A 12125-nucleotide genomic window follows, 5' to 3' on the forward strand; every position below is an offset into this window, starting at 1 on the left:
TGAGACGACGAAACCTATTTCTTCTTTCCGAACGGAAAGCCGCCGAGGCCGGGCAAACCGGGGATCTTCGGCGCACCGCCGAGACCCGGCAGACCGGGAACGCCCTTCGGCATGGGCGGAAGAGCACCGCCTGCACCGCCCGGAAAATCAGGGAGCTTGCCCCCCATCTGCTTCTGCAGCGCCTCGATCTGCTCAGGGGTCGGCTGGGGCATGCCGCCGCCGCCGATGCCGAACATTTTTCCAAGCGCGCCCGCCATGCCTTTGCCCTTGCCGCCGCCCATCATCTTCATGACGTCGGCCATCTGGCGGTGCATTTTGAGGAGCTTGTTGATGTCCTCGACTTTCGCGCCGGAGCCTGCCGCGATGCGCTTCTTCCGCGATGCTTTGAGGATGTCCGGGTTGCGGCGCTCGGCGGGCGTCATGGAATCGATGATCGCACACTGACGCTTGATGACCTTGTCATCGATATTCGCGTTCTCGAGCTGCGACTTCATCTTGGCGACGCCCGGCAGCATGCCCATGAGACCGCCAAGACCGCCGAGCTTCTCCATCTGGGAGAGCTGATCGCGCAGGTCTTCGAGGTCGAACTTGCCCTTGCGCATCTTCTCCGCGATGCGCTGGGCCTTCTCGTGATCGATGGTCTCCGCCGCCTTCTCGACCAGCGAGACGATATCGCCCATGCCGAGGATGCGGTTGGCGACGCGCGAGGGATGGAATTCCTCCAGCGCATCGACCTTTTCGCCCGTACCAATGAGCTTGATCGGCTTGCCCGTGACGGCGCGCATCGACAGAGCAGCACCGCCGCGCGCGTCACCATCCATACGGGTGAGCACGATGCCAGTGACGCCGAGGCGCGCGTCGAAGGCGCGGGCGGTGTTGACCGCGTCCTGACCGGTGAGCGCATCCGCGACGAGCAGAACCTCGTGCGGATTGGTGGCGGCGCGCACGTCGGCGGCTTCCACCATCAACGACTCGTCGACGGTCACGCGACCGGCGGTATCGAGCATCACCACGTCGTAGCCGCCGAGGCGTGCGGCCTCCATGGCACGACGGGCGATCTGCACCGCCGTCTGGCCCGCCACGATGGGGAGCGTATCGACGCCGACCTGCTTGCCGAGCACGGCAAGCTGCTCCATCGCTGCCGGACGGCGCGTATCGAGCGAGGCCATGAGAACGCGGCGGCTTTCGCGATCCGTCAGACGCTTGGCGATCTTGGCGGTCGTCGTCGTCTTACCCGAGCCCTGGAGACCGACCATCAGGATGCCGACAGGCGGAACCGCGTTGAGGCTGATCACTTCCGCGTCCGAGCCCAGCATCTCCACGAGCTGGTCGTGGACGATCTTCACCACCTGCTGGCCGGGGGAGACCGACTTGATGACCTCGGCGCCAACCGCGCGGGCGCGGACTTTGTCCGTGAAGGAGCGCACGACCTCGAGCGCGACATCGGCTTCGAGAAGCGCGCGGCGGACTTCGCGAAGGGCCGCACTCACATCTTCTTCCGTCAGCGCGCCACGGCGCGTCAGCGAATTGAGGATGTTGGAAAGTTTATCGGAAAGGCCTTCAAACATGATCAATCAATTCCTTTTGCGATGAGCGGTACATCGCGATCCGCAAGGGCCTTTTCAAAGTGATTGATTGCCGCTTTGAACTTGTCTCGGCAGCCGGGATTGCAGAAGCCGACGACCTCGCCGCGATAGAGGGTGAGCGAGTCCGCCGCGATCGGCTTTCCCGACCACGGGCAGGTCTCGTTGACCGCGTCCTCGATGCGCAATGTGTCCTTCGACATCCATCCATCCTCTCTTGTCATGACCGCACTTGATGCGGCCATCCACGTCTTTCAAGCGCAAGGTGAAAGCGTGAATGACCGGGACAAGCCCGGTCATGACGGGCGAGAACGAGACCAAAGAAAAACGCGCCCGAGGGCGCATCGCGCTGTCGGACGTTGACCTCCAGCCTCTCGGGCTGGTCGGCGGCTCAAAGGGGCTCGCTCTACAGATTTGCGGTCAGGCGATAGAGGAAAGGAGGGCAAGAGTCAAGAAAAGACCAGAAAAGCCCCGCTTTTCCGGGCCTTGCGGCAAGAAATATCAATCACCATGCTTAAAGGCTCTGCTTGTCTCGAAGGTCACGATGAAGCGCCGTACCCTGCTGAAAACCTTGAGCGTCCCCGCCCTCGCCGCCACTGGAGTCTTGGGCTGGATGAGCGCCGCCCGCGCCACGAACCGCTATTACCAGGGCCCCGCAACCGATCACTTTGACGGGGTGCGGTTCTTCTCGCCCAACCAGCCGCAGGACAAGGGTTTCATGGAATTGCTGCGCTGGCAGCTCGGCGGGGGGCGGAAGGAATGGCCTGAGAGCTTCCCGAGCCCCTTTCGGGACAAGCCTCCAGCCGACGTGCAGGGCCTGCGCACGGTGCTCATCGGCCACGCCTCGTTCCTGATCCAGGTGGCGGGGCTCAACATCCTCATCGATCCGGTCTTTTCGGAACGGGCGAGTCCCGTCTCCTTCTCGGGCCCCAAGCGGGTCAACCCACCCGGCATCGCGTTTGAGGATCTGCCCCCGATCCACGGGGTGCTGATCACGCACAATCATTACGATCACCTGGACATCGATGCTTTGGGCCGCCTCTGGCAGCGCCACCGCCCTCGCTTCGTCGCACCCCTGGGCAACGATGCGATCATCCAAGCCGAGCACCCGGAGATTGGGGTCGAGACGCGCGACTGGGGCGGATCGGTTGAGCTTGGCAACGGCGTCATCGCGCATCTGGAACCCGCCTATCACTGGTCTGCACGCGGCATCAACGACCGGCGCATGGCGCTCTGGTGCGCCTTTGTGCTCACGACGCCCCAAGGCACGATCTACCACATCGGCGATACGGGCTTCGGCGACGGCAGGATCTTTCACGCCGCGCGCGAACGCTTCGGCAAGATCCACCTCGCGCATCTGCCCATCGGCGCCTACGAGCCGCGCTGGTTCATGGAGCCGCAGCACATGAACCCGGAGGATGCGGTGAAGGTGTTCCAGATCGTTGCGCCGAACCAGGCACTTGGCCACCATTGGGGCACTTTCCGCCTCACCAATGAAGGCATCGAGGAGCCGCCGCATGAACTGGCGGTGGCCGTGCGGGCTGCGGAGATCCCGCCGGACCGGTTCAGGCCCTTGCGGCCGGGCGAAGCATGGACCCCGTCAGGGTGAGGATCGGCTCGTGTAGATCGCGCGGCTTCTCAACCAGACAGGCGACGCCCGAATCCAGCAGCTCCTGCCGGGATCCATAACCCCAGGTCACGCCTATGGCTGCAATGCCGTTCGCGCGCGCACCGATGGCATCGTGCTCCCTGTCGCCGATCATGACCGCCGTCGCGGGGTCGAGCCGCTCCCGGTCGAGAATGTGGCGGATCAAGTCGCGCTTGTCGGCGTTCCGGTTGTCGAGTTCGGAGCCATAAACCTCGCGAAAGAACCGCGACAGGCCGAAATGGTCGATGATCCGCTTTGCGAACACATGAGGCTTGGACGTGGCGACGAAGAGCCGAAATCCGGCCTCGTGAAGAGCTTCGAGGATCGCCGGAATATCCGGATAAACCTCGTTCTCGAACAATCCGACATCGCTGAAGCGCTCGCGATACAGGTGCACCGCCTCAGGAGCATTCTCGGCCCCGCCGAGGAGCTTTGTGAAACCTGAAATCAGCGGCGGCCCGATCATCCATGTCAAAGCATCCGCTTCAGGCACGGGATGGCCCAGCCTTTCGAGCGCATACTGGATGGAGCGGGTGATGCCTGCCTTAGGGTCGGTCAGGGTCCCGTCGAGGTCGAAAAGAGCGATCATCACTTCGGCTGAACGTAGATGTTCACCTCGAAATTCGTGTCCTGCGAATCTGTGAAATCGCTCACGTATTCCTCGATGAAGGCGTCCTTGGCGACGATTTCCTTGATGTCGAGATAGGCCGTGATCGTCTCGTAGGTGCCGTCGATCTCGTCGTAGGCGTCCTTGTGCACGAAGCGCAGGGCCTTGCCTTCCGGCGTCTTGCCGAACTTGATCTCCGGGGTCAGCTCGGTTTTGCCCTCGGGCACCTGCGCGATCGGGATCATCGTCTCGTATTTGAAACCGTTGTCGTCCGTATCCACGAAGATCGTCAGCGGGCGGCCCGTCGGCGAGATACCCGCTTTCTTCAACTCGCCATCGAGCTTGGCGACTGCGTTTTTGAGGCTGTTGAAGGCCTCGTCCCAGGTGCTGGTGCCGGAGAGCATCGCTGTGGGCTTTGCGGTGAGCACGCCTTCCTCCACGCCGGTGGGATCGCTCGGATTGGGGAAGAGCGTTGTGCGCGCCGTCTGCTGGGCGGGTGCAGGAGGTGCGGTCGGAGCAGGAGAAGCCGGAGCCGGCATGGGCGTAGGCTGTGCCGTCGTGGGCTGCTGCGGTTGGGCCGGTGTCTCAGAGGTCGAAGGCACCGATGTCGAAGGAGCCAGGATATTTGAAGCCGGTGCCTGAAGGGCTGGCGCCGGAGCGGCGGGGGCCGGCGCAGGAGGCGTGCTCGCCGCAGGAGGAGTCTGCGCCAGGGCCACGCTCGAGCAGAGGGCAAGCACAAGAACGAAATGGGAAGAGCGCAGCCACATGGAAGAAAGCCTCAAGCCTCGAATCACGAAATGGTGACGAGCCGGAGCATAGGAGGGTTTTGGTCCAGCCGCGAGGTGTCCCGAGCTTCACTGTGGAGGACGGATGGAAGCAGGCACCTCGTGGCACCTGCCTAAAAAATCCTCTGGCCGCCGGCTTGGCCGCTCTCAGCCAACCTGAAATCGCGGTTATGATGCCATTCCGACCGCGCGGGGGCTGTTTCGAGAATGGAAGACTTTTTGATCTTTGCCGTGATCGGCTTCCTGGCCCAGCTGGTGGATGGAGCCCTCGGCATGGCTTTCGGCGTGCTCTCCACCACGAGCCTTCTGGCCTTCGGCGTTCCGCCGGCAACAGCCAGCGCCGTGACCCATGTGACGGAAATCTTCACCACGGCGGCCTCCGGCGCCTCCCATGTCTTCCACCGCAATGTCAACTGGCGCCTCGTGGCGCGGCTTGCCCCCGCAGGCATGATCGGCGGAGCCATCGGAGCCTTTGTCCTCTCCAACATCGACGCGAAGATGATGCAGCCTGTGGTCTCGGCCTATCTGATGGTGATCGGCCTCTACATCGTCTTCAAGGCATTCCGGCCTCTCTGGCCGCGGGAGGTGCGGGACTGGCTCGTTCCTTTCATCGGCGGCGGAGGCGGCCTGCTCGATGCCATGGGCGGAGGCGGATGGGGCCCCATCGTCACGAGTTCTCTCATCGGACGCGGTCATGCGCCCCGACACGTGATCGGCTCCACGAACCTGACCGAATTTCTGGTCACGATCGTCATTTCCGCCACCTTCATCCTGACCCTGGGCTGGTCGGAGCTGAGGTCAGCGGCCGGCCTCATCCTCGGCGGCGTGCTGGCGGCTCCCCTGGGTGGTTTTCTGGTCAGCCGCCTGCCGACGCGCCCGCTCATGGTCGGCGTCGGCCTCATCATCGTCGCGACCAGCATCCCCCGGATCCTGCCGGCTCTCTAACGATATTGCCGCAGGCAGCCTCCTTCCCTCTCGCGATTCCTCACGTTTTCAGCCATATACGGCCCATGAACACCCTTTCGAACCACCGTTTCCTCAAGATGAACGGCCTCGGCAACGAGATCACCGTGCTGGACCTGCGCGGCTCACCCCATGTCGTGAGCGCTGCGGAAGCGCGCGCCATCGCGGCCGATCCGCGCTCACGCTTCGATCAGTTGATGGTGCTGCACGACCCGGTCTCACCCGGCACGAACGCCTATATGCGCATCTACAACACGGACGGCTCGGAATCCGGTGCCTGCGGCAACGGCACCCGCTGCGTGGCCTGGGCGATGGTGGCGGATCCGATCATGAGCCGTCCGACCGAGGGCCTGGTGCTCGAAACCAAGGCCGGTCTGCTGCCGGTGACACGCCTGTCCAACACGGTCTTTACCGTGGATATGGGCCTGCCGCGCTTGAGCTGGAACGAGATTCCCCTGCGCGATCCCTATCCGGACACCCGCGCCATCGCGGTCGACACGCAGATCCCGGAACATCCCGAGCTGCAGAACCCGTCGGCTGTCGGCATGGGCAACCCGCATGCCATCTTCTGGGTGAAGGACGCGGAATCTTACGACCTGGCCGTCATCGGCCCAAAGTTCGAACACGATCCGGTTTTCCCCGAGCGCGCGAACATTTCCTTCGCTGAAGTGGTGAACCCCGACCACATCGTGCTTCGCGTATGGGAGCGCGGAGCAGGCGCCACCCGCGCCTGCGGCTCGGCGGCCTGCGCCGCTCTCGTGGCGGCGGCACGCAAGGGACTGACGGGCCGCAAGGCCAAGATCTCGCTTCCCGGCGGCGATCTTGTGATCGAATGGCGCGAGAGCGACGGTCATGTGCTCATGACCGGCGAGACGGAGCTGGAGCACGAGGGCTTCTTCTCCCCTGCTCTGTTCGCGGGAGCAGCCTGATGAGCGTGGAGGTCGTCACCTTCGGCTGCCGGCTCAACACCTACGAATCGGAGGCCATGCAGCGCCACGCGGAGGATGCGGGGTTGGGCGAGGTCGTCATCGTCAACACCTGCGCCGTCACCTCCGAGGCGACGCGCCAGGCGCGCCAGTCGATCCGCAAGATCGCGCGTGAAAAGCCTGATGCACGCATTATCGTGACGGGCTGCGCCGCGCAGGTGGAGCCTGAAACCTTCGCCGCCATGCCGGAGGTCGCTCAGGTTCTCGGCAATCATGAGAAGATGAAGGCCGAGACCTGGGTAGGAATGCGCGATTTCGGCGTGGGCCAGAGCGAAAAGGTTCTGGTCAACGACATCATGGCCGTGAAGGAAACCGCCGTGCATCTCATCGACGGCATGCGCGGACGCACGCGCGCCTTCGTGCAGGTGCAGAACGGCTGCGATCATCGCTGCACCTTCTGCATCATTCCTTACGGCCGCGGTAATTCCCGCTCCGTGCCCATGGGCGCGGTGGTGGAGCAGGTGCGCAATCTGGTGGAGCATGGCTCCCGCGAAGTGGTGCTGACCGGCGTCGACATCACGAGCTACGGCAAGGATCTGCCGGGCGAGCCGAAGCTCGGCTCTCTTGTGAAGAGCCTTTTACGCCACGTGCCGGAGCTGGAGCGCCTTCGCATCTCCTCCATCGACTCCGTGGAAGCCGATCACGATCTTCTCGATGCGATTGCGGGCGAAAGCCGCCTGATGCCGCATCTGCATCTCTCGTTGCAGGCGGGCGACGACATGATCCTGAAGCGCATGAAGCGCCGCCACCTTCGCAATGACGCGATTGCCTTCTGCGAGCAGGTGAAGCGGCTTCGCCCCGACATGGTCTTCGGCGCCGACATCATCGCGGGCTTCCCGACGGAAACGGAGGAGATGTTTTCCCGCTCGCTCGACATCGTCGACGAGTGCAATCTCACGCATCTTCACGTCTTTCCCTTCTCGCCCCGCCCCGGCACGCCCGCCGCCCGCATGCCGCAGGTCGCCCGTGACGTGGTGAAGGACCGGGCCCGTCGCTTGCGCGAAAAGGGCGAGGCCGCGTTGCTGAAGCATCTCGGTGAAGAGGTGGGTGCGAAGCGGAACGTGCTGATTGAAACCAACCAGCTCGGCCGCACGGAAGGCTTTACGCTCGTGCGCTTCCCGGGCGAAGTGACGCCCGGCGCGATTGTGCCCGTCACCATTGCCGGACACGACGGCAAGGAACTGCTTGCGGCTTGAATGTGGGATCAATACTCACATCGTCATGGCCGGACTTGATCCGGCCGCCCACGTCTTAAGAACCTCTGCGGCAGAAGACGTGGATCCCCGGAACAAGTCCGGGGATGACGGGAGAAGCTCTCATTCCCGCAGAGCGCGGAGCCGGAAGCGGCTGATATCCGCTGCGTTACGGATTTCCTTCCCTCACCTTCGGCTCGTCCGGGATGACACCACACGCCCTCACCCGCTCGCGCATATGCTCCGGCACCGGCGCTTCGACGAAGATCGGCTCTTTCTTCGGATAGAGCGGAACCGTAATGCTGCGGGCATGGAGATGCAGGCCTGGGCCATTGAAACGGGGAGCCGTGCCATAGATCGGATCGCCCAGGATCGGGAAGTTCATGGCCGCGCAATGGACGCGCAGCTGATGGGTGCGGCCGGTGATGGGGCGCAGATCGAGAAGCGTGAGGCCTTCGGTGCGGCCCAGTACCCGCCATTTTGTCAGCGAAGGCTGGCCCTTCGGGTCCACCTTCATCCACCAGCCGCGATCCGGCGATTTAGGGGCAAGCGGAAGATCGATCTCGCCCTCGTCCTCATGCGGCCTTCCCTCGACCACGGCCCAGTAGACCTTGTCGACCTCGTTCTTGCGGAAAAGCTCGTTGAGGCGGGCGATGGCCTTCGGGTGGCGGCCCAGCACGAGGCAGCCGGAGGTGTCCTTGTCGAGACGGTGTGCGACCTCAGGCCGCCGGGGCAGGCCGAAGCGCAAGGCATCGAGGTGATGAAACAAGGTCTCCCCGCCCTTGGGACCGGGATGTACCGGCAGGCCGGCGGGTTTGTCGATCACGAGCATCAGGGCATCGCGATAGAGCAAACGGCTTACTATCTCTTCCGCATTCATGACGCCTCGGCTATCGAGGCATCGGCGTTAAATCAAGCACCAGCGTTCACGAGGCAGCTAAGACCCATGGCCGAAACGAAGCCCGACAAGCCCGGATTCCTGTCCCGTCTCTTCGGGCGTAAGGCCGAAACCCCGCCCGAGACTGCTCCCCGGACACCGCAGGCGGGCGGCGAACCGGAAGCCATGCCCTCCCCGCCCGCCACGGGCGCGGACGATCTGGCGGCTGCTCCGCCGACCGTCACCACGGCCTCGCCCGACACGCCTGAGGAGAACAAGACCGCCCCTGAGCTCGCCGGAGCGGATCTGCAGCCCGTCGAAGGCGTGGAGCCGGAAGGCGGCAATCCGAAGGAGCCGATTCCGCGCATCGAGACAGAGGCCGGGCCTCAGCCGCGTCCCGATGTCGTCGAGGGCGACAAGGCCGCTGCAGCAACACCCGAAGCCAAGCCCGCCCCAGCGGAGAAGCGGGGCTGGTGGCAGCGCCTGACGGAAGGCATGCGCCGCACCTCCTCGTCCCTGTCGGAGAGCGTCACGGGCCTCTTCACCAAGCGCAAGCTGGACGATGCCACGCTTCAGGACCTGGAGGATGCCCTGATCCAGGCCGATCTCGGCGTGCCCACCGCCATGCGGATCACGGAGGCGATATCGGCCGGGCGCTACAACAAGGAGATCTCGCCGCAGGAGGTGCGCACGATTCTCGCCAGCGAAGTGGAGAAGACGCTGCAGCCCGTGGCCCAGGCGCTGATCATCGATCGCGCGAAGAAGCCCTTCGTCATCCTCATGGTCGGCGTGAACGGTGCAGGCAAAACCACCACCATCGGCAAGCTCTCCCAAAAATTCCGGCAGCAGGGTCTTAAAGTCATGCTGGCAGCGGGCGATACCTTCCGCGCTGCCGCCATCGAGCAGCTGAAGGTCTGGGGCGAGCGGGTCGGCGCGCCGGTTCTCGCCCGCGAGCAGGGCGCGGATGCGGCAGGTCTGGCCTATGACGCGCTTCAAGAGGCGAAGGCGAACGGCACCGACGTGCTGCTCATCGACACGGCGGGCCGTCTGCAGAACAAGGCGGGCCTCATGGCCGAGCTCGAAAAGATCGTGCGCGTGATCAAGAAATTCGACGAGAACGCGCCCCATGCCACGCTCCTCGTGCTCGATGCCACTGTCGGCCAGAACGCGGTGAGCCAGGTGGAGCTGTTCCAGAAGGCTGCAGGCGTCACGGGGCTCGTGATGACCAAGCTCGACGGCACGGCGCGCGGCGGCATCCTGGTGGCGCTTGCCGCCAAGTTCGGCCTGCCCGTCCATTTCATCGGCGTCGGCGAAGGCGTGGAGGACCTGGAGCCCTTCACCGCAGGGGATTTCGCCAAAGCCATTGCCGGGTTAGAAGCAACATCATGACCGACGAAAAGCGCCTCCCGCCCCTTCTCAAGCTCGCCCTCGAACTCGGGCCGCTCGCTCTCTTCTTCATCGCAAACGCCTATGCGGGCCGGTTCGGCTTTGCGGAGAGCCAGCGCATCTTCGTCGCAACGGCTCTCTTCATCGGCGCTACGATGGTGGCGCTCGGCGTCTCTTACGCACTCTTGCGCAAGCTGCCGATCATGCCGCTCGTGTCGGGCGTCGTGGTGGTGGTGTTCGGCGGTCTCACGCTCTTCCTGCAGGACGAGACTTTCATCAAGCTCAAGCCCACCATCGTGAACACGATGTTCGGCGTGATCCTTCTCGGCGGCCTCTATTTCCGCAAGCCTCTGCTCGAGATCGTGCTCGACAGCGTGTTCGCCCTCACTGAAGAAGGATGGCGCAAGCTCACGCTTCGCTGGGCACTCTTCTTCTTCGCACTCGCTGCGCTCAATGAGGTCGTCTGGCGCACGCAGAGCACGGATTTCTGGGTGAGTTTCAAGGTCTTCGGCATCATGCCGCTCACCATCGCCTTTGCCCTCGCGCAAACGCCGCTTTTGTTGCGGCATGAAGCCAAGAAGGCGGAAGAAGCGTAAATGCCCAGCGTCATCACCGGCCTTGTGCCGGTGATCCCAATCCATCAAGCGCCGCGCTCTTCTTACCGGGATGGCCGGGACAAGCCTAGCCATGACAGAAGAAATGTAGCAGCCCTCACCCCACAGGCTTCAGCAAGACGACGTTGCGGGTGACGCCGCGCAAGGGCTCGTGCGCCACCTCGATCCAGGAACCTGCCTCGTCCGCATCCTGCACCGTCTCCGCTGAGGCCAGCAGGTCGCAATCCGTGTTCTTCGTGGCCTGCTCGATGCGCGACGCGATGTTGACCGTCTCGCCGACGACTGTGAATTCGAGACGGCTCTCGTCACCCACCACGCCGCAGAAGACCTCGCCCGTATGAATGCCGATGCCGACGCGCACGGGCGGATCGAACTGCCGCTTGATGTTCCAGCGCTCGATCAATCGCAGCAGCGTGCGCCCGCAGGCGAGCGCGCGGCGCGCATCGTCGTCGCCCGCGCCCGGCACGCCGAAAAGGACCAGCGCACCGTCACCCGTGAACTTGTCGATGACGCCGCCGTGGCGGCTTGCGGCCCTGAGCACGCGGCGGCGGAACGAGGTGATGAACACGGCGAGCCGCGCCGGGTCCATGGTCTCGCCGAAAGAGGTGGAGGCGCGCATGTCCACGAACAGTACCGTGACGCGGGCACGCCGCCCCCGTCTCAATGACGCGAAGGCCTGTTCCGTGAGAACGGGCGCGAGCTCGCGCGGCAGATAGCGGGTGAGATTGACGCGCAAGGTGGTCTCGCGCACCGCCCGCTCCAGCAGCACACGGCCTTGCCGCGCCACGAGAATGAGGATCAGCGCGAGCGACAGGATCATGGCGAGGCGAACCAGGTTCGCCTGTTCGGAAAACACGGCGTTGATCTCGGAGAGATCCCGCTGCCGCTCGGCGGGGGTCAACGCCTCGCCGCCGAAGGCGAGCAGCGACAGGCCCACCACATAGATGAGTGCGACCAGGATTTGCAGGCGCGGCTGATAGTGAATGGCTACCGCGGCAAGCGTGATGGGGACCACCCAGACAACCGGGAAGACTGCAAACAATCCACCAGGAATCCCTAAGCCCCAATGGCTGTAAGCCAGATTCCCGAGGACCAGCAACGCGTCGAGCACGGCGGTAGAAACGGGGAGTTGCTCCACTGCAATGCGCTTCGAGGCGAGCCAAGCGCTCCCCCAGCCGGAGACCCCAAAGAGAGCCAATGTCATCTCCGCCGCAGCGATCTGCTTCATGGCCATTGGATTCACAAGCTGAACGCCATGGGCGGCGAGCACCACCGTGATGAGCAGAATGCCCGCTACGACCACGCGGACCATGCCGGCCCGCTGCAGGGCTCCCGTATCCGCCTCGCGGATCAGGCGTGTCGTTGCGTCGCTCAGTTCCCGTGGACTCCGCCGTTTGCGGAGCGAGACCCAGGCGGATCGGATGCGCGAAGAATGGTCCACGGGGTTCTTTTCGGCAGGTGCTAGGTCGTGTGGACGGATTTG

At 64.0% G+C, this 12125-nt stretch carries 12 protein-coding genes; 6 read left to right on the plus strand and 6 right to left on the minus strand.

Annotation, left to right across the window (positions count from 1 at the left end; genetic code table 11):
• Positions 1-14: 14 nt before the first annotated feature.
• Both ffh and AA309_RS17210 read right to left on the minus strand, forming a co-directional pair.
• Positions 15-1568, minus strand: a complete 1554-nt coding sequence (ffh, locus tag AA309_RS17205) for a signal recognition particle protein (protein WP_047190226.1) — start codon at positions 1566-1568, stop codon at positions 15-17.
• Positions 1569-1570: 2 nt separating this feature from the next.
• Positions 1571-1786, minus strand: a complete 216-nt coding sequence (locus tag AA309_RS17210) for an eL24 family ribosomal protein (RefSeq protein WP_047190269.1) — start codon at positions 1784-1786, stop codon at positions 1571-1573.
• Between the two features lie 341 nt (positions 1787-2127).
• On the opposite strand from AA309_RS17210, the gene AA309_RS17215 reads away from it, so the two are divergent.
• The gene (locus tag AA309_RS17215) at positions 2128-3192 is read left to right on the plus strand and encodes an MBL fold metallo-hydrolase (protein ID WP_047190270.1); all 1065 of its coding nucleotides are present in this window, start codon (positions 2128-2130) and stop codon (positions 3190-3192) included.
• Here the strand turns inward: AA309_RS17215 and AA309_RS17220 are convergent.
• Complete coding sequence (locus tag AA309_RS17220; protein ID WP_047190227.1) at positions 3149-3823, minus strand: HAD family hydrolase; 675 nt, start codon at positions 3821-3823, stop codon at positions 3149-3151. The two genes, AA309_RS17215 and AA309_RS17220, sit on opposite strands and share 44 nt — an antisense overlap.
• Complete coding sequence (locus AA309_RS17225) at positions 3820-4605, minus strand: GyrI-like domain-containing protein (protein ID WP_047190228.1); 786 nt, start codon at positions 4603-4605, stop codon at positions 3820-3822. The genes AA309_RS17220 and AA309_RS17225 overlap by 4 nt, the downstream gene beginning before the upstream one ends.
• Positions 4606-4830: 225 nt before the next feature.
• Here AA309_RS17225 and AA309_RS17230 point away from each other — a divergent pair, with 225 nt between their 5' ends.
• The 3 genes from AA309_RS17230 (at position 4831) to mtaB (ending at position 7768) form a co-directional block, all read left to right on the plus strand.
• Complete coding sequence (locus tag AA309_RS17230) at positions 4831-5568, plus strand: sulfite exporter TauE/SafE family protein (RefSeq protein ID WP_047190229.1); 738 nt, start codon at positions 4831-4833, stop codon at positions 5566-5568.
• 65 nt (positions 5569-5633) lie between these two features.
• Positions 5634-6515: a diaminopimelate epimerase gene (gene dapF / locus AA309_RS17235; RefSeq protein ID WP_047190230.1), complete on the plus strand. Its 882-nt coding sequence runs from the start codon at positions 5634-5636 to the stop codon at positions 6513-6515.
• Positions 6515-7768, plus strand: coding sequence for a tRNA (N(6)-L-threonylcarbamoyladenosine(37)-C(2))-methylthiotransferase MtaB (mtaB, locus tag AA309_RS17240; RefSeq protein WP_047190231.1), 1254 nt, complete (start codon positions 6515-6517; stop codon positions 7766-7768). Before dapF ends, mtaB begins: the two co-directional genes overlap by 1 nt.
• A 166-nt stretch (positions 7769-7934) precedes the next feature.
• Here the strand turns inward: mtaB and AA309_RS17245 are convergent, their stop codons facing one another.
• Positions 7935-8645 carry an RluA family pseudouridine synthase gene (locus AA309_RS17245; RefSeq protein WP_047190232.1) on the minus strand — a complete coding sequence of 237 codons (711 nt, stop codon included), beginning with the start codon at positions 8643-8645 and terminating at the stop codon, positions 7935-7937.
• 66 nt (positions 8646-8711) lie between these two features.
• On the opposite strand from AA309_RS17245, the gene ftsY reads away from it, so the two are divergent.
• Together ftsY and AA309_RS17255 are read left to right on the plus strand one after the other, a co-directional pair.
• Positions 8712-10031, plus strand: a complete 1320-nt coding sequence (gene ftsY, locus AA309_RS17250) for a signal recognition particle-docking protein FtsY (RefSeq protein ID WP_047190233.1) — start codon at positions 8712-8714, stop codon at positions 10029-10031.
• A complete protein-coding gene (locus tag AA309_RS17255) occupies positions 10028-10624 on the plus strand; it encodes a septation protein A (RefSeq protein WP_047190234.1) in 597 nt (198 codons plus the stop codon). The genes ftsY and AA309_RS17255 overlap by 4 nt, the downstream gene beginning before the upstream one ends.
• 115 nt (positions 10625-10739) lie before the next feature.
• Here AA309_RS17255 and AA309_RS17260 read toward each other — a convergent pair.
• A partial coding sequence (locus AA309_RS17260; RefSeq protein WP_210166515.1) for an adenylate/guanylate cyclase domain-containing protein occupies positions 10740-12125 on the minus strand: 1386 nt, incomplete at its 5' end.

The sequence above is a fragment of the Microvirga vignae genome (assembly GCF_001017175.1).
In the GTDB taxonomy this organism is placed as follows: domain Bacteria; phylum Pseudomonadota; class Alphaproteobacteria; order Rhizobiales; family Beijerinckiaceae; genus Microvirga; species Microvirga vignae.

Bases quoted from the DNA above. Each gene is read 5' to 3' on its own strand.
- ffh (WP_047190226.1), bottom strand. From the start codon at position 1,568: ATGTTTGAAGGCCTTTCCGATAAACTTTCCAACATCCTCAATTCGCTG.
- AA309_RS17210 (WP_047190269.1), bottom strand. From the start codon at position 1,786: ATGTCGAAGGACACATTGCGCATCGAGGACGCGGTCAACGAGACCTGC.
- AA309_RS17215 (WP_047190270.1), top strand. From the start codon at position 2,128: ATGAAGCGCCGTACCCTGCTGAAAACCTTGAGCGTCCCCGCCCTCGCC.
- AA309_RS17225 (WP_047190228.1), bottom strand. From the start codon at position 4,605: ATGTGGCTGCGCTCTTCCCATTTCGTTCTTGTGCTTGCCCTCTGCTCG.
- AA309_RS17230 (WP_047190229.1), top strand. From the start codon at position 4,831: ATGGAAGACTTTTTGATCTTTGCCGTGATCGGCTTCCTGGCCCAGCTG.
- dapF (WP_047190230.1), top strand. From the start codon at position 5,634: ATGAACACCCTTTCGAACCACCGTTTCCTCAAGATGAACGGCCTCGGC.
- mtaB (WP_047190231.1), top strand. From the start codon at position 6,515: ATGAGCGTGGAGGTCGTCACCTTCGGCTGCCGGCTCAACACCTACGAA.
- AA309_RS17245 (WP_047190232.1), bottom strand. From the start codon at position 8,645: ATGAATGCGGAAGAGATAGTAAGCCGTTTGCTCTATCGCGATGCCCTG.
- ftsY (WP_047190233.1), top strand. From the start codon at position 8,712: ATGGCCGAAACGAAGCCCGACAAGCCCGGATTCCTGTCCCGTCTCTTC.
- AA309_RS17255 (WP_047190234.1), top strand. From the start codon at position 10,028: ATGACCGACGAAAAGCGCCTCCCGCCCCTTCTCAAGCTCGCCCTCGAA.